At 50.5% G+C, this 17072-nt stretch carries 18 protein-coding genes; 13 read left to right on the top strand and 5 right to left on the bottom strand.

From position 1 onward, the window contains the following. Positions 1 to 237: 237 nt before the first annotated feature. The 3 genes from JHL22_RS00450 (at position 238) to JHL22_RS00440 (ending at position 2217) form a co-directional block, all read left to right on the top strand. Positions 238 to 813: a tetratricopeptide repeat protein gene (locus JHL22_RS00450; RefSeq protein ID WP_200232684.1), complete on the top strand. Its 576-nt coding sequence runs from the start codon at positions 238 to 240 to the stop codon at positions 811 to 813. 119 nt (positions 814 to 932) lie between these two features. Next, entirely contained in the window at positions 933 to 1442 is a 510-nt protein-coding gene (locus JHL22_RS00445; protein WP_234041035.1) for a peptidylprolyl isomerase, read from the top strand. Further along, positions 1435 to 2217 carry a UDP-2,3-diacylglucosamine diphosphatase gene (locus JHL22_RS00440; RefSeq protein WP_200232682.1) on the top strand — a complete coding sequence of 261 codons (783 nt, stop codon included), beginning with the start codon at positions 1435 to 1437 and terminating at the stop codon, positions 2215 to 2217. The genes JHL22_RS00445 and JHL22_RS00440 overlap by 8 nt, the downstream gene beginning before the upstream one ends. Before the next feature lie 21 nt (positions 2218 to 2238). On the opposite strand, the gene paaG is transcribed toward JHL22_RS00440, so the two are convergent. From paaG to JHL22_RS00425, 3 genes are read right to left on the bottom strand one after another with little or no spacing between them, the layout of a single operon-like run. Next, entirely contained in the window at positions 2239 to 3039 is an 801-nt protein-coding gene (gene paaG, locus JHL22_RS00435; RefSeq protein ID WP_200232681.1) for a 2-(1,2-epoxy-1,2-dihydrophenyl)acetyl-CoA isomerase PaaG, read from the bottom strand. Beyond that, the gene (locus JHL22_RS00430; protein WP_200232680.1) at positions 3036 to 4148 is read right to left on the bottom strand and encodes an acyl-CoA dehydrogenase family protein; all 1113 of its coding nucleotides are present in this window, start codon (positions 4146 to 4148) and stop codon (positions 3036 to 3038) included. Before JHL22_RS00430 ends, paaG begins: the two co-directional genes overlap by 4 nt. A gap of 46 nt (positions 4149 to 4194) precedes the next feature. Further along, positions 4195 to 5385: an acyl-CoA dehydrogenase family protein gene (locus tag JHL22_RS00425; protein ID WP_200232679.1), complete on the bottom strand. Its 1191-nt coding sequence runs from the start codon at positions 5383 to 5385 to the stop codon at positions 4195 to 4197. A 248-nt stretch (positions 5386 to 5633) separates the two neighbouring features. Here JHL22_RS00425 and JHL22_RS00420 point away from each other — a divergent pair, with 248 nt between their 5' ends. The 7 genes from JHL22_RS00420 to JHL22_RS00390 all read left to right on the top strand — a co-directional run bounded on the left by JHL22_RS00420 (position 5634) and on the right by JHL22_RS00390 (position 11675). After that, on the top strand, positions 5634 to 6026 hold the full coding sequence (locus JHL22_RS00420; protein WP_200232678.1) for a Zn-ribbon domain-containing OB-fold protein: 393 nt from the start codon (positions 5634 to 5636) through the stop codon (positions 6024 to 6026). Between the two features lie 2 nt (positions 6027 to 6028). Continuing rightward, on the top strand, positions 6029 to 7201 hold the full coding sequence (locus tag JHL22_RS00415; RefSeq protein WP_200232677.1) for a thiolase family protein: 1173 nt from the start codon (positions 6029 to 6031) through the stop codon (positions 7199 to 7201). 64 nt (positions 7202 to 7265) lie between these two features. Next, positions 7266 to 8228, top strand: a complete 963-nt coding sequence (locus JHL22_RS00410; RefSeq protein WP_200232676.1) for a Bug family tripartite tricarboxylate transporter substrate binding protein — start codon at positions 7266 to 7268, stop codon at positions 8226 to 8228. An 8-nt stretch (positions 8229 to 8236) separates the two neighbouring features. Continuing rightward, entirely contained in the window at positions 8237 to 8911 is a 675-nt protein-coding gene (locus tag JHL22_RS00405) for a 3-oxoacid CoA-transferase subunit A (RefSeq protein WP_200232674.1), read from the top strand. Further along, positions 8904 to 9605, top strand: a complete 702-nt coding sequence (locus JHL22_RS00400; RefSeq protein WP_200232672.1) for a 3-oxoacid CoA-transferase subunit B — start codon at positions 8904 to 8906, stop codon at positions 9603 to 9605. Before JHL22_RS00405 ends, JHL22_RS00400 begins: the two co-directional genes overlap by 8 nt. A gap of 35 nt (positions 9606 to 9640) precedes the next feature. Beyond that, a complete protein-coding gene (locus JHL22_RS00395; protein WP_200232671.1) occupies positions 9641 to 10633 on the top strand; it encodes a Bug family tripartite tricarboxylate transporter substrate binding protein in 993 nt (330 codons plus the stop codon). A gap of 70 nt (positions 10634 to 10703) precedes the next feature. Beyond that, positions 10704 to 11675 (top strand): Bug family tripartite tricarboxylate transporter substrate binding protein, encoded by a 972-nt coding sequence (locus tag JHL22_RS00390; RefSeq protein WP_200232670.1) that lies wholly within the window; start codon positions 10704 to 10706, stop codon positions 11673 to 11675. Positions 11676 to 11748: 73 nt separating this feature from the next. Here JHL22_RS00390 and JHL22_RS00385 read toward each other — a convergent pair whose 3' ends face one another. Both JHL22_RS00385 and JHL22_RS00380 read right to left on the bottom strand, forming a co-directional pair. Beyond that, positions 11749 to 12747: a Bug family tripartite tricarboxylate transporter substrate binding protein gene (locus JHL22_RS00385; protein ID WP_200232669.1), complete on the bottom strand. Its 999-nt coding sequence runs from the start codon at positions 12745 to 12747 to the stop codon at positions 11749 to 11751. 220 nt (positions 12748 to 12967) lie between these two features. Next, a complete protein-coding gene (locus JHL22_RS00380; RefSeq protein WP_200232668.1) occupies positions 12968 to 13876 on the bottom strand; it encodes a LysR family transcriptional regulator in 909 nt (302 codons plus the stop codon). Positions 13877 to 14031: 155 nt separating this feature from the next. On the opposite strand from JHL22_RS00380, the gene JHL22_RS00375 reads away from it, so the two are divergent. From JHL22_RS00375 to JHL22_RS00365, 3 genes are read left to right on the top strand one after another with little or no spacing between them, the layout of a single operon-like run. Beyond that, positions 14032 to 14946, top strand: a complete 915-nt coding sequence (locus JHL22_RS00375; RefSeq protein ID WP_200232667.1) for an SDR family NAD(P)-dependent oxidoreductase — start codon at positions 14032 to 14034, stop codon at positions 14944 to 14946. Positions 14947 to 14973: 27 nt separating this feature from the next. Continuing rightward, the gene (locus JHL22_RS00370) at positions 14974 to 15831 is read left to right on the top strand and encodes a MaoC/PaaZ C-terminal domain-containing protein (protein WP_200232666.1); all 858 of its coding nucleotides are present in this window, start codon (positions 14974 to 14976) and stop codon (positions 15829 to 15831) included. Next, positions 15832 to 17043, top strand: a complete 1212-nt coding sequence (locus JHL22_RS00365; protein ID WP_200232664.1) for a CaiB/BaiF CoA transferase family protein — start codon at positions 15832 to 15834, stop codon at positions 17041 to 17043. Positions 17044 to 17072 lie beyond the last annotated feature (29 nt).

Genomic DNA, 17072 nt, shown 5'->3' with positions numbered 1-17072 from the left:
AAAATCATCCGGCATAAAATGCCAGATGCAGTTAATCGAAGAATTTAATCAGGTTCAGTGAGAGTTTAATACGTTCTAATCTGAACTAAGGCTAAAATACGCAATATCGGAAGTATAGCAATTCCATCTGCATATCTGCACCTGGTTTAATTTATGGATCAATTATTTTTTGGATAATCAGTGAGACAACGATTAAATTTTTTCAAATGGGCCGCCATCGCTACACTATCATTATTCATGCATAGTGCAAGCGCACAAGAACCCTCTGCCGCCAAACCCGACGGTGGCTGGCAGGCCCTGGCCGATATTCTGAAAAAGCTCGAGCCCTCGGTCGACACCTCGCTTCCCGAAACCCCAGTGCAGGCCAGCATTCGCATCAACCAGCTAATTGCCAGTGGCAAATTCCAGCAGGCCCTGAACGAAATTGAAAAAAAACAGCCAACGGTTTCTTATATGGAACAACCCGGTACCGATGTGCAGCTGCGTTTCCTGCGGGCACGCGCCTTGACCGGGCTGGGAAGAACCGCCGAAGCCATTGACGTTTACCAGGACATGACCAGCAAATATCCTGAACTTGCCGAACCCTGGAACAACATGGCCACCCTGCAACTGAAGGATGGCTTGCTGGACCTGGCTAATGAATCCCTAAGAATGGCCATTAGCATTAATCCCCAATATGGTATTGCTCATCGCAACCTGGGGCTGGTTCAACTCATTATGGCCAACCATTCTTTTGATCAGGCTGTGCTAAACGGCGTTACCGGTGCCGCCACACAGGCCGCCGCAACAAAACGAATCATCAACGGAAACTAGCCATGCATTTATTTTCCAGGGCAAGCCTGCTTGCCCGTTCATTAGTATTGCTAAGTGGGCTTGCCATCGTGCCTGCTTCACTGGCTACTGAAACTTCTCCAACAACAAAGGAATCAACAATGAGCACACTACCCCGTGTCAAACTGGAAACCAACCACGGCGATATCGTGATTGAACTGAATACAGAAAAAGCCCCTGTCACCGCAGAAAACTTTCTGGACTATGTCAAAGAAGGCTTTTATGACAACGTTATTTTCCATCGTGTTATTAAAAATTTCATGGTCCAGGGCGGCGGCATGCAGCCCGGCATGAAAGAAAAGAACACCCGTGCCCCCATTACAAACGAAGCCAATAATGGCCTGAAAAACGATAAATATACCGTTGCCATGGCGCGCACCAACGATCCACACTCTGCCTCGGCCCAGTTTTTCATTAACTCGAATAACAACGACTTCCTGAACCATACCGCACCTACCGCGCAAGGCTGGGGTTATGCCGTTTTTGGTAAAGTAGTTGAAGGCACCGACATTGTTGACCAGATTGAAAACGTAAAAACCGGCAATCGTGGCTTCCACCAGGATGTCCCTGCCGATGACGTGATTATCCAGAAAGCAAGCATTGTTGAATAAACTTTCGCTAGACGGAACGTTCTGGCTCGCCTCGGATATTCATCTGGGCGAGCATATCCCCAAAACCAGACAGGCATTTTATGCCTTTCTGGCCAGTGCCCGCGCGCATGCCAATGCGCTGGTATTGGCTGGGGATATTTTTGATTTCTGGGCTGGTGACGACATCGCCCTGACCTCATCCGAACCCTGGTTACAGGAAGCCCTAAACCAGCTAAAACAAACAGCCGCCCAAATCCCCTTGTATTTAATGCATGGGAACCGTGATTTTCTTATCCGGGACACACTGGCCAGGCAGGTCAATGCCACACTTCTGGCAGACACCGTTATGATAAAGTCGGTGGCAGGCCCCATACGCCTTAGCCACGGAGACGAATACTGCACCGATGACCCGGCTTATCAACGTTTCAGAAAAATCGTGCACAACCGCTTTATTCAGGCTACATTCCTTGCCCTGCCCCGCAGGTTGCGCCATCGTATTGCCAACCACATCCGCAACAAAAGCAGAAATTCGCATCAATATAAAAACAACACCATGATGGACGTCTCTGTTGCCGCCATAGAACAGGCCTTTCTTGAAGACCCCCAGGTCCGTACCCTGATCCACGGCCATACCCACAAGCCGGGGCATCATACAAGCATTCTTAATGGCACCACCTATGAACGCTGGGTCTTGCCCGACTGGGAATATGATCAGGCACCGGTTCGCGGTGGCTATATAGAAATAAAAAAAAGCGGTGTTTGTTTACACCGCTTTGAACTGCCTGCCAATGCCTGAAGCTTGGCAAATTAATAAAGACTAAGCACCCTGGAATACGGGAGAACGTTTTTCAATAAAGGCAACAGAGCCCTCTCGATAGTCTTTGGTTGCCCCCATTTCCCGCTGCAACTCGGTTTCCAGGTCAAGCTGCTGCTCCAATGTATTCTCACTGCTGGCATAAATGGCCTGTTTGGTGGCCGCCAGGGCCTTGGTAGCCCCATTTAGCAGGGTTTGATGTATTTGCGCAATTTCGTCCTGCAAGGATTCATCCGGAATGCATTTCCAGATCATTCCCCACGCCTGGGCCTGTTCGGCAGAAATCGGCTGGGCCAGCATAGAAGCGGCCATGGCGCGTTGAGTGCCTATTAAACGTGGCAAGAAGTGGGTTGATCCGGCATCGGGAATTAAGCCGATTTTGGCAAACGCCTGAATGAATTTGGCCGACTGGACTGCGTAAATAATGTCACAGGCCAACACCAGACTAAACCCGGCTCCGGCCGCTACCCCATTGACAAAGCACACCACCGGTACTGGCAAGGCACGCAAGCGCATGACCAGCGGCTTGTAATTTTTTTCAAGGCTTTCACCCAAATCACGCACTTCACCCGGTTGCAGGGGTTTACGCTCACTCAAGTCTTGACCGGCACAAAACCCCCGTCCGGCACCGGTCAGGATAACCCCGCGCAAATCCACCCGGGATTCAAGCAGGGAAATAACATCCCTGAGCTCTTCGTGCATCTGGCTGGTAAAACTATTCAGGCGTTCGGGGCGGTTCAGAGTAATATAAGCGATACCTTCCCTGTAGCTGAACAGAATCGTTTCATATTTTCTGGTATTCATTCAAGAGCCTCCAGCTGCTTCAGGTGATACGTCGTATCGCCCAACAAATAATCAATAAACGTTAAGCGTTTAAAGTAATCGCCCACTTCCAGCTCATGGGTCATACCCATACCACCGTGCAACTGGACGGCACTCTCTGCAATTAAACGGCCCGCCATGGCCACCTTTACTTTGGCGGATGACAGCATGCGACGTTTTTTGGCCTGATCGGCCTCTCCTACAGCCGCGACCGCCACATAGGCCATGGACAAAGCCACTTCCTTCTGGACATACATATCGGCCAGACGATGCTGAAGCACCTGGAACTGAGCCAGCGGCTTGCCAAACTGTTGACGGGTTTTCAGGTATTCAACCGTAATACCCAGCAACGCATCCATCGCACCGGCGGCATGGGCACACAGGGCCACGATACCATCATCAAGCCCCTGGTTTAACAAATCCAGCGCTTGCTGGCCGCTTGCCAGCAAGGCTGAGGCATCAAGATTGACCTGGTTAAAAGCGATATTGCCGCAACGGGTACCATCCATGGTGGGGAAATCTTGCACCACAATACCGTCAATATCAGATGGCACCAGCAACAGGGCCAGCTCACCGTTTAACAAGGCACTAACAATAAAGACATTGGCCGCCCCCGCATGCCATACGGCCTGTTTCTGCCCCGACAAAACCAGCTTGCCGTCCTGATTCTGCACCTGTGTGCTGATATCGGCCGGATTATCGTTACGCTGGCCTTCTTCATAGGCCAGTGAAAAGATGGTTTCGCCGCTGGCAATCTTGCCTAGGTAATCCTGCTTAAGCGCTTCGTTATCGCTCCCGGCCAGAATCCGTGCACCCATAACGGCGCTGGGTACCACCGGCTCTGACACCAGGCCACGGCCCAGCTCCTGGTGAATGGCCAGCAACGAGGCGGCCGACTCACCAAAACCGTCATATTCTGCTGGCACGCTCAAACCCAGCACGCCCAGCTCGGCCAGTGTATTCCAGGCGGCACTGTCCAGTTCTGCCTGTTCCTGCCGCTTGCGGCGTTTTTCAAAACTCCAGTCTTCTTTGACGACACGACTTAAACTTTCTGTCAGCATTTGCTGTTCTTGACTATATGCGAAATCCATTATTCCTCCAGTTTTCTTTAATTTTGGGTTCAATGACCGTTAACAATTACACATCCAGAATCTGCTTGGCAATAATGGATTTCTGAACCTCTGTCGTGCCACCATAAATCGTGGTTTTACGCATATCAAAATAATTGGCGGATGCCGCTGCCGCAAACTCGTGCCCAGGGCCAAACACGTCACTGCCCGCTTCCAGCCAGGAAGGGCTGTAAGGCCAGCCGTTCAGACCCATTACTTCAAGCTGGAGTTTGGCCAGATCCTGCTGGACTTCAGAGCCCCGGATTTTTAATACGGAGGCCTGTGGTCCAGGGCCTTGCGTGCTGTCTGATGCAATACGCAGCAACATCATTTCCAGGGCAATAATATCTGCTTCTATCAGGGAAATTTTGTCTTTCAGGCGGCTATCCTGATTGGCCGGTTTACCATTCCACTGCACTTCAGCAGCCAGGTCTTTAAGAATTTGCAGCTCGCGATAGCACAGCCCGATACCCGCAATCCCGGTACGCTCATGGCCCAGCAAATACTTGGCATAAGTCCAGCCTTCGTTCTCATTACCCACCAGGTTTTCATAAGGAACCTTGACATCTTCCAGCCAGACTTCGTTCACATCATGCCCACCATCCAGGGTCTTGATGGGGCGTACGGTAACACCAGGCTGGCGCATATCAATTAACAGCATGGAAATACCACGTTGTGGCTTGGCATCCGGATCGGTACGAACCAGACAGAACATCCAGTCGGCATATTGCCCAAGGGTTGTCCAGGTTTTCTGCCCGTTAACGACATAACCTTCAGGTGTTTTTTCGGCACGGGTTTTCAGTGAAGCCAGGTCAGAGCCCGCACCGGGTTCTGAATATCCCTGGCACCACCAGTCTTCAATCCGCAGCATACGCGGCAAAAAGCGTTGCTGCATTTCAGGGCTGGCATATTTCATTAACACCGGGCCAATCATGCTTAAGCCAAATGGCAGCAGGCGGGGAGCGCCCCCTTTAAAAGACTCGATTTCAAATATCAGTTTTTGCAAGGCGGTCCAGCCGGTGCCACCGAACTCGACCGGCCAGCTGGGTGCCCCCCAACCATGATCATCAAGAGCGTGATGCCAGCGAATATAATCCGTGTTTTCCAGGCGCTGGTGTTTAAACACCTTGTCTTTAATATCCTGGGGCAAGGCGGTTGCCACAAACTGCCTTACCTCTTCACGAAATGCAATATCTTCCTGTGTTAAATTCAGATCCATATGTCCTCCATTTTTTAATTAATGCTATAACACTACAAAAAGAAAGGTTTCACAATTTACTTTTTTGGAAGCCCCTATTCAACAGCGGTTTAACTGAACGCCTGCCCTCGCACTTTACCTTCCTGCCTATTAGTAGAAACCATAATTCATTCAGAATGAAGACGTACTTCATAAAATGAAGATTGCATTTACAACCGTCTGAATAAATACTATGACGATTCGTTATTATCATTTTGCGAGAATTATTTATGGCACAAGACAATGCAACATTAACCGTGGGGGCTGAAAAGTACTTCCACGAACAACTTGCACAGGGACATTTCCTGATTCAGCGCTGCAAGGCATGCAGCACCAGTATTTTCTTTCCACGCATGATTTGCCCGCACTGTGGCTCCGGTGACATCGAATGGTATGCCCCTTCCGGAAAGGGTACCGTCTATGCCACTACGATCGTACGCAAAAAACCTGAAGCAGGTGGTGATTACAATGTTGCCCTGATCGACCTGGAAGAAGGTCCCCGCATGATGAGCCGGGTTGAAGGCATTGCCCCTGCCGAGGTCAAGATTGGCCAGAAAGTCCAGGCAAGCGTCAAAACAGCCGAAGAAGGCAATATTGTAATTTTCACAGTGGCAGGAGAATAAAAATGATTGATAAAAAACTAAGAGGCTCCGCTGCCATTGTGGGTGTTGGACAAGCCGGTTTAGGTGATGCAAGCGGTTTTAGCGAAATGGAAATCATGGTGCAGGCGGCCCAGCGTGCCGTTGCAGACGCCGGTTTAACCATGCAGGATATTGACGGTATTGCAACCGCCAGCGTGGCCGCCACCATGTGGGTCATGCCAGCCATTGAACACCTTGGCATTCGCCCCACTTTTATTGACAGCACCATGATTGGCGGCTCCAGCTTTGTGGCCCATTTAATGCCGGCCATCCAGGCACTGGAATCAGGCCAATGCAATGCAGTACTGGTCTGCTACGGCAGCACGCAGCGCACATCTACCGTTAACCGCGCCACCATTGGTAATATGCGCAAAATGATGGACCCGCAACCGTATGAAAACCCATACAATCCATTAAGCCCGCTCAGCTCGTATGCGCTGGCTGCCAACCGCCACATGCACCAATATGGCACCACCCGTGAAAACCTGGCCGAAGTGGCGGTTGCCGCACGCAAATGGGCACAACTGAACCCTGAAGCCAGCATGCGCGACCCGCTTAGCATTGAAGACGTACTGAATTCAAAAATGGTATCAGACCCGCTAACCGTGCGTGACTGCTGCCTGGTTAGCGATGGTGCCGGGGCTTATGTACTGGTACGCGCCGATCGCGCCAAAAACATGAAACAGAAACCGGTTTATGTACTGGGTAACTCTACGGCCATCTGGAACCGTCAAATTTCTTCCATGCATGACCTGACGATCACCGCTGCCCAGCAATCAGGCAAAATCGCCTTTGAAATGGCCGGTGTCAAGCCAGCCGATATTGATGTGGTTGAAGTGTATGACGCCTTCACCATCAATACTATTCTGTTCCTTGAAGACCTTGGTTTCTGCAAGAAAGGCGAAGGCGGTGCCTTTGTGAGCAATGGCAACATTGCCCCGGGCGGTATTTTACCGGTTAACACCAACGGTGGTGGCCTGTCATGCGTTCACCCCGGCATGTACGGCATTTTCATCCTGATTGAAGCGGTCCGGCAATTACGCGGCAGCTGCGATGAACGCCAGGTGGACGGCGCCAAACTGGCTGTCGTTCATGGTAATGGCGGCACCCTGTCAAGCCAGTCAACCGCCATTCTGGGTACGGCAGAAACACTGTAAACCGGTGATTCCGCCCATCCAATTTTAAGCCGGTGATCCCGGCTTCCCCTACTTGAGACTAATTATGAAACGTATTAAATCCGCCCTGGCCCTGTCCCTGGGTATCCTGTTCAGTACACCCGCACTGGCAGAATGGCCGGAACAGAACATTACCATTATTGTTCCCGCCGCCCCCGGTGGCACCACTGATATTGTTTCCCGCATTATTGGTGAAAAAATGGGCCAGGAACTTGGCCAGACCGTTGTTGTAGAAAACAAGGCTGGTGCCGCCGGTATTATCGGCACCCAGGCACTGGTTCGCGCCAAGCCCGATGGTTACACCTTAATCATGGGTAATATCGGCCCCAACGCCATCAACTACAGCCTGTACGACTCGCTGCCTTACAAGAAAGACGATTTTACGCCCATCACATTGGTTATTTCCGTACCCAATGTACTGGTTGTCAATGAAGCAACACCGGTCAATACAGTGAGTGAGCTGATCAAATACGTTTCAGAAAACAAAGACCGCCAAAACTTCGGTTCATCCGGCAAAGGACAGTCTCCGCATATGTCGGCAGAAATGTTCCTGCAACGTGCCAACCTGGATGCCGAACATATTCCTTATAAAGGCGCGGGCCCTGCCGTCAGTGCCCTGCTTGGCAATCAATATACCTTCATGATAGACAACCTGCCCAGCTCACTGCCTTCCATCCAGTCGGGTAAATTCAAGGCACTGGCCGTTACCAGTGACGCCCGTGTCGCCGAGCTGCCTGACGTTCCCACCATGAAAGAAGCCGGCATTGACAACATGGTTGTGACTGCCTGGTTCGGCTTGCTGGCTCCCGCCGGCACACCTGATGACGTGGTGGCCAAACTCCACAAGGCAGCCAAGACCGCATTGGAGAGCGAAGATGTGAAAACCCGTTTTGCCGGCATGGGTGGCCAGCCCGGTGGCAACACCCCGGCTGAGTTTGCAACCTTCATTGAAGACCAGCAAGCTTTATGGGCAGATACCGTCAAGGCGGCCAATCTGAAAATGGACTAACACACAGCATGATCAATAAAATCGTTTCATCCCATCTTGAAGCGCTGGAACAAATCCCCAACGGTGCATCCGTCATCGTTGGCGGGTTTGGAGATGCGGGCATTCCTTTCGAACTGCTTGCCAGCCTTCAGAAAATGGGCACTAAAGACCTGACCATCATTAGCAATAACGCAGGCACCCGCGAAAACGGCATTGCCGGCCTGATTAAAAACGGCCAGGTCCGCAAAATCATTTGTTCACACCCACGTCCACCACTATCCGATGTGTTTGCCAACGCCTTCCGGGCCGGCCAAGTTGAACTTGAATGCATGCCCCAGGGCACGCTGGCCGAACGCCTGCGTGCAGCCGGGGCCGGGCTGGGGCCTTTCTTTACGCCAACCGGCTATGGCACCCGCGTTGCCGAAGGCAAAGAAGAACGGGTTGTTGATGGGGTTGGCTATATTCTTGAACAACCCCTACACGGTGATTTCGCCCTGGTTAAAGCCCATTTGGGTGATCGCTGGGGTAACCTGACCTATCGCTGGGCCGCCCGCAACTTCAACCCGGTCATGAGTACGGCTGCCAAAAACACCATTGCCCAAGTCGATAAAATCGTAGGGCTGGGTGAACTGCACCCCGAACACGTCATGACACCGGGCATTTTTGTTAAATCTATTGTTCTGGCAGGAGCGGGCAATGTCTAGTATTACTTCATTGAACCGGGCCCAGATTGCCAAACTGGTTGCACAAACCCTGCCCGACGGTTCCTACGTTAACCTGGGCATTGGCATGCCTACCCTGGTTGCTGATTACCTGCCCGAAGACAGGGAAATCATTCTTCACAGTGAAAACGGTATTTTAGGCATGGGCCGCACCGCCATTGATCATGAAATTGATTATGACATTATCAATGCCAGCCGCACGCCCATCATTCTTCTGGAAGGCGCCTCTATTACCGAGCACACCAACTCTTTTGCCATGATGCGCGGTGGCCACCTTGACTATTCCATTCTGGGTGGTTTTCAGGTAGCCGTTAATGGAGACCTGGCCAACTGGATTACCGATGCACCCGATGCCATCGCTGCCATTGGTGGTGCCATGGACCTGGCGGTTGGTGCAAAAAATGTGATTGTCATGCTGGATCACACAACCCGCGATGGCAAACCCAAGCTGCTCAATCAATGCACCTACCCGCTAACCGGTATCAAGGTTGTCAATTGGGTATATACAGACCTGGCAGTTATTGAAGTGAAAGACAATGCATTTCATGTCCATGCCATGGTAGATGGTTTAAGCCTTGAAGAACTGCAGGCCAAAACCGAAGGCAAACTGGTTGCGGAAAATCCACCCAAAAAGATTTATCTGGATGAGAACCAACAACCTTATTACACAAACTAAACGGTTCTAACACAAGCATAACGAGGAGACATAAAATGAAAGCTTCAAAGACGATCGTTGCAAAGTTGCTGGCAGGCGTGGGGACCGTATTATTATGCGGTGGATTGACGGTTGCCCACGCGCAAGCCGACAATTTCCCAACCAAGCCAATCACCTTGCTTATTCCTTACCCACCGGGTGGCAGTGCCGACATGCTGGCGCGCCCGGTTGCCGCACAAATGCAAAAAGCACTGGGCCAGCCCATTGTGATTGAGTACAAGCCAGGTGCTGGCGGCAGTATTGCCACCTCCCAATTGGCACGATCAAAACCCGATGGCTATACCGTGCTAATGGTGCTGGCCGCACATGCTATCAACCCAAGCATGTATGCCTCATTGCCTTACAACACCGAACAGGATTTTGCACCGGTATCCCTGCTGGCCACCTTACCCATGCTGGTGACTGCCCCGCACAAGACACCTGCCAACAACATCAATGAACTGATCGACTACGCCAAAAAAAATCCGGGCGCCCTCACTTTTGCTTCTGCGGGTAATGGCAATACCAGCCATCTGGCCGCAGAACTGTTCAAGGCATCTACCGATACCGATATGATTCACATCCCTTACAAAGGTAGTGGCCCAGCAGTCGTCGCTTTGCTAAGCGGTGAAGTATCGTTAATGTTTGACAGTATTTCCACTTCTATGCCGCACGTCAAAGGCGGCAAGCTCAAAGGCCTGGCCGTCACAGGAAAAAATCGCTCCAATGTTCTGCCTGATGTCCCTACCGTTAGCGAATCAGGTGTGCCCGACTTTACGGTTGACGGCTGGTACGGAATTATTGCTCCGGCCAACACTCCCGACACCATTGTCCAGAAACTGAACAAGGCTTTTGTTGATGCAGCCAATGATCCGGAAATAAAAAATCAGCTCAATAGCTACGGCTACGAAATCGCCGGTTCCACACCGGACGAATTTAAACAGCATATCAGCAACGAAATCCAGAAATGGAAAGTAGCGGTTGAAAAATCAGGAGCCAAAGTTCAATAACTTTTGGCACATCAAAAATTTTAAACCTTCTTAAGGCTTTTATTTTAAGATTGTATTTATTGGAGACCTAATGTTAGTCAAAAAACTATTAGTGGCAGCCTCAGCCCTAACCGCCCTTTCAGCCTCAGTATCCGCTTTCGCGGCTGAGTACCCTGAACGCCCTATCAGACTGGTTGTGAGTTACGCAGCCGGTGGCCCGGTTGACACGACCGCCCGCTCCTTTGCCAAATTCCTGTCAGATGAGCTCAAGCAGTCTGTTGTTGTTGAAAACAAAACCGGTGCCGGCGGCATGATTGGTGCAGAAAGCGTTAGCCGTTCAAACCCGGATGGCTATACCCTGGCTTTTCTGGCCAGCCCTGTACCCACCATTGCCCCACACATTCAGAAATCGGTGAAAATTGATTTTGACAATGACTTCACTTACATTGGTAATATTGTTGATTACACCAACGTTCTGGTGGTCAATAATGACCTGCCAGTCAAGTCCGTACAAGAGCTGGTTGATTATGCCCGCAATAACCCGAATACCGTTGCATTCGGCTCAGCCGGTATCGGTTCATCCAATCAGCTTTCTGCCGAACTGCTGAAGCAGAAAACCGATACAGACATGCTACACGTACCCTACCGGGGCAACTCTCCCGCCATGATTGATGTAATTAGCGGCAAAATCTCTTTCATGTTTGATATCAGTAACACTGCTGCTTCTTACATTCAGGGTGGTAAAGTACGCGCATTGGCCGTAACCTCAAAAACCCGTAACAGTGCCCTGCCCGATGTACCCACCATGATTGAAGCAGGCATTGAAGATTATGCCGTTACCGGCTGGTATGGCCTGGCTGCCCCCAAAGGCTTGCCAGACAATATCACCCAGCGCCTGGAACTGGCGCTAAGAAACATTGACAAGAACCCCGAGTTCGATGCATTGATGGAGCGTGGTGGTTACACCCGTACCTTCAGCAACGGTGCCGATCTGAAAGCGCGTCTTAATAGTGAACACAAACTGTGGGGCGAAGTTATTGAAAAGGCCGACATCCAGCTTTAATTAATAAGTAAAGCAACAAGCAATAAAAAATCCGGCCAGGCCGGATTTTTTATTGCGCATCACAAATTTAACATTAACCCTGCACTTTAATATTTGCCTTCTGGATTGTATCGCGCCATTTTTTAATTTCCACATCCAAAAACTGGCCAAACGCTTCCGGTGACATGGGCATAGGCTCCGAGCCCGAGCCATTCATTTTCTCTACCGTTTCGGGGATATTCAAGCTGGCATTCAGGTCGGCATTCATTTTTTTAATAACATCAGCCGGTGTACCTTTGGGGGCAAACAGGCCACTCCAGGAATAAGCCTCATAATCAGGCACCCCCGACTCTGCGATGGTTGGAATTTCAGGTGCAAGGACAGAACGCTCTGTATTACCCACCCCCAGCGGAATCACCTTGCCGGACTTAATAAACGGCAGCGCGGAAGTGGCATCGGCAAACATAAGCTGCACCTGTCCGCCTACAAGATCCTGCACAGCAGGTGCACTGCCCTTATAAGGGATATGCTGCAACTTGACATCCGCCAGACTGGCAAACAGTTCTCCGGCCAAATGCGTACCGCCCCCGGTGCCCGAGGAACTATAGGCAATCGTATTTGGCTTTTCTTTTGCCAGCTCAATTAATTCCTGTACCGATGTAATATTCAGTGAAGGATGCGCAACAAGAATAATAGGAAAACGGCCAACGCCGCCCACCGGCTCAAAATCTTTTTGCGCATCGTAGCCAAGATTATCATTCAGGCTTGGCAAAATAGCATGGTGAATGGCCGTGAAAAAATAATTATAGCCATCGGGCTTGGCCTTGGCCGAATAACGGGCACCCACAATACCACCAGCACCTGCCTTATTGTCAATCACAACAGGACGTTTCCATTGTTCTGCCAATGGTGCCGTGGCAATTCTTGCCGCTGTATCAACCGGTCCACCAGGAGGAAACGGCACCACAAAATTAACCGCCTGTTCCGGCCACGTTCCTGCATCTGCCCAGCTTGCTGTAAACGGTACACATGAAAGAATGGCAGCAGCAAGCATCTTCATGGTTTGCCGACGTTGAATGAATAAGCCTGACATAACTTGATCTCCTGGTATTTTATTTAACAGGCCATTATCAGGCTTATTCCTTATTATTTATATTGTTTTTTGAGAAAGAACAACCTCACCAGAAACAAAGACGCTTCAGGGAAAATACCCATTTCAATTTTTGAGCATCTATATTCAACATTATGATGCTGAATAGTGACCATTGAAAGCTTCGCTGAAAACACCTATTACCGGCAAACACAACTAACGCTTATTGCCTGTTTATATTGCCTGCAATCCTGATCACATGTTCAATGAATTTTTCTGCAAAAGCAGGAATATCCCGTCCGCCACGACGACAAATAAAGCGTTCGCGATTGGCCCATTCATTGCTAATGCGCACCATATGCAGACGCTCTGGTTTACTGTAATTACGCGCACACTCAATAGGCACAATAGCCAGGCCGATTTTGGCATCTACCATACGGCAGACCGTTTCAAAACTGCCCACATACACACGCTGGCGAAGGCGCTTGCCCAGTTTATAGGCCTTTTCCTCCAGGAATGACTGGATCACACTTTCTGGATGAATCCCCACAAACTGATATTTTTCTATCAAATCCTCAAACCGGATTTCTTCAACCTCCTTCAACTCATGTTCAAGATCGGTAATAACCACCAGTTCATCCTTGAACAGGGGAACAATATCCAGGCCATCCAGATTCACACTACCAGACGCAATACCCAAGTCGGCAGAGCCGGCCCGAATAGCCGAAATAATGTCTTTGGTCAGTTTTTCTTCCAGCTCAATATCCACATCGGGGTTTTCAAGCAGGAAAGAAGACAAGGCTTCTGAAAGAAAAGAATGGGTAGCGGTCATGTTGGCCAAAATCCGCAGCTTTCCCTTGATACCGGTTGAAAAAGGTTGCAAATCGGAATGCAGGCATTCCAGCTGCTGAAAAACACCTTTGGCGTATTTAAGCAGGATCTCGCCAGCGGGGGTCATTTTTACCCCGGTAACCTGACGGATCAACAAACGCACCTTCAGCGATTCTTCAAGATTTTTAATTCGCGCACTCGCCGCTGGCAAAGAAAGAAAGGTTCTTTCTGCTGCACGAGTCAGATTGGATGTCTCGCCAATATTAATAAATAATTTTAAATCTGTTAAATCGTAGCGCATCTTAAATAAATTGAAAGGGGGTAGTTAAAAAATATGAATAAATAAAATTCACGTTATGGCCTACTATACTCCAACCACATGTGTAAACCCTGAAGACATCGTGTTGTTAGGGTTGAACCCCTATTTATATCCTAAAAAAACCTTGGAGAGCAAGAATGAGTGGAATCGTAGACGGAAAAGTAGTTGTTGTAACCGGTGCCGGTGGCGGTATTGGCCGTGATATTGCCCTGGCATTTGCCAACGCTGGTGCCAAAGTCGTGGTAAACGACATTGGTGTTTCCCTGACCGGTGAAGGCGGTGGCGACGGCCCAGCCAAAACGGTTGCCGATGAAATCATCAAGGCAGGTGGCCAGGCCGTCCCCAGTCTGGATAGCGTGGCCAGCTACGAAGGCGCCAACAACATCATCCAGACTGCCATTGACAGCTTTGGCAAGATTGACATTATTGTTAATAATGCCGGTAACTTGCGTGACCGCCTGTTTCACAAAATGAGCGAAGAAGAATGGCGTCAGGTGCTTGATGTTCACCTGAACGGTTCATTCTTTGTCAGCCGTGCCGCCGCCCCTTACTTCCGTGAACAGGAATCTGGTGCTTTCGTGCACATGACCTCTACTTCAGGCCTGATCGGCAACTTTGGCCAGTCCAACTACTCTGCCGCCAAAATGGGAATTGTTGGCCTGTCCAAATCAATCGCCCTGGACATGTCCCGCTATAACGTACGTTCAAACTGTATCGCTCCCTTTGCCTGGAGCCGCATGACCAGCTCCATTCCGGCAGAAACGCCCGAAGAAAAAGCACGCGTTGCAAAACTGCAAAAAATGGAATCCAACAAAATTGCCCCCATGGCCGTTTACCTGGGCAGTGACGCCGCTTCTGAAGTAACCGGCCAGATCTTTGGTGTGCGCGCCAACGAAATCATGCTGTTCAGCCAGCCACGCCCCATCCGTTCCGTTCACATGTCTACCGGCTGGACGCCCGAACTGATTGCCGAAGTGGCCGCACCCGCACTGAAAGGCAGCTTCTTTAAACTGGAACGTTCTCCTGAAGTGATCAACTGGGACCCCATTTAATGCCCGTTGAACAATCAGGAGATAACAATGCCTTTAGACTATAACCTTATTAAAAACTGGACCTTCCCCGACGTCGTACAGGAATACACCGTTAAAGACAGTATCCTGTATGCGCTGGGCATTGGCCTGGGGCAAGACCCCCTTGATGAAAACCAGCTTCAGTTCGTTTACGAAAAAGACATCAAGGCCTTCCCCACCATGGCGGTTGTACTGGGTTATCCCGGCTTCTGGATGCAAGATCCGGCGGCTGGCATTACCTGGGTAAAGCTGGTTCATGGCGAACAGCGCACCACGATTCATCAGCCACTGCCTGCCAGCGGCAAGCTAACCGGCAAAGCCAGGGTGTCTCACGTGATTGACAAAGGCGCTGAAAAAGGTGCCTTGGTCATTACCGAACGCAAGCTTTATGATGAAGCCGGCACCTTGATGGCCACCATCGAACAAACCACCTTCTGCCGTGCCGATGGCGGTTTTGGTGTTAGCGATGAGCCACCACCAGCCCTGCCAAAAGTACCAGAAACCGCGCCCGACCAGGTGTGCGAATTGCCCATCCTGCCTCAGGCGGCTATTTTGTATCGTCTCAATGCCGATCCAAATCCGCTGCACATTGATCCGGTCGTGGCCAAGGCAGCAGGCTATCCGCAACCCATTTTGCATGGTTTGTGCACCTATGGCGTAGCCGCTCATGCTATTATGAAATCCTTCTGCGACTATGATCCTGCACGACTGGTTCGTTTTGATACCCGTTTTTCTGCCCCTGTTTATCCGGGCGAAACACTGGTATGTGAAATGTGGAAACGCAATGAAAACGAAATCCAGTTTCAGGCCAAAGTCAAAGAACGGAATATTGTTGTATTAAGTAATGGCTTTGCCGAGATTAAATAAATGACTAAACGTGGATTACCATTAGAAGGCATCAAGGTACTTGACCTGTCGCGTGTGCTGGCAGGTCCCTGGTGCTCGCAAAACCTGGCCGATCTGGGTGCCGATATCATCAAGGTTGAGCGCCCCGAAACGGGCGACGACACCCGGGCCTGGGGGCCTCCATATCTTAAAGATGCACAGGGTAACGACACCTCTGAGGCCGCCTATTATTTAAGTGCCAACCGTAACAAGCGCTCTATCGCGATTGATATTGCCAGCGAAGAAGGCAGCAAGCTGGTTCGTGAACTGGCCAAATCATGCGATATCCTGGTTGAAAACTTCAAGGTAGGTGGCCTTAAAAAATATGGCCTTGACTACGACAGTATCAAGGAAATCAACCCCAAACTCATCTACTGTTCTATTACCGGCTTTGGCCAAACCGGGCCCATGGCCAAAGACCCTGGCTATGATTTCATCATCCAGGGCATGGGCGGGCTCATGAGCATTACCGGTGAGCGCGACGATTTACCCGGCGGTGGCCCGCAAAAAGCCGGGGTTGCCGTTACCGATCTCATGACGGGCATGTATGCCACTATTGGCATCCTGGGCGCCTTGCAAGAACGCAACAAAAGCGGCCTTGGCCAGCATATAGACGTAGCCCTGCTAGACAGCCACATTGCCATGCTGGCTAACCAGAACCTGAACTACATGACGTCGGGTGTTGCCCCCAAACGGGCCGGCAATGCTCACCAGAATGTGGTGCCCTATCAGGTTTTTGCTTCCAATGACGGCCACCTTATTGTTGCCGTGGGCAACGACAGGCAATTTGTTGCTTACAGCAATGCCATTGGCAGGCCAGACCTGGCTCAAGACCCTGCGTACATCACTAACAGCAGTCGTCTGAAAAACCGCAATGCGCTAATCGCCATTCTGGAACAGATCATGCTTACCGACACCCGCGACAACTGGCTAGCCAGGCTTAATGCAGCAGGCGTACCTTGTGGCCCCATCAATACCATTAATCAGGTATTTGAAATGCCCCAGGTCAAGGCTAGGGAAATCTGGAAAACGGTTCCACACCCCATTGCCGGTGTTGCGCCAACCACAGCCAATCCCATCAAATTTTCGGCCACGCCCATCCAGTACCGTATGGCACCACCCTTACTGGGGCAGCATACCGAAGAAATCCTGCGTGAATTCAAGCTGGATAGCCAGTACAAGCTAAGTAAATAATCGCCCTCTGCTGGCTCCCACGCAGGAGT

This window comes from Advenella mandrilli, assembly GCF_016595155.1.
GTDB classification, from domain to species: domain Bacteria; phylum Pseudomonadota; class Gammaproteobacteria; order Burkholderiales; family Burkholderiaceae_B; genus Advenella; species Advenella mandrilli.
This window is presented reverse-complemented; position numbering and strand designations above follow the sequence as displayed.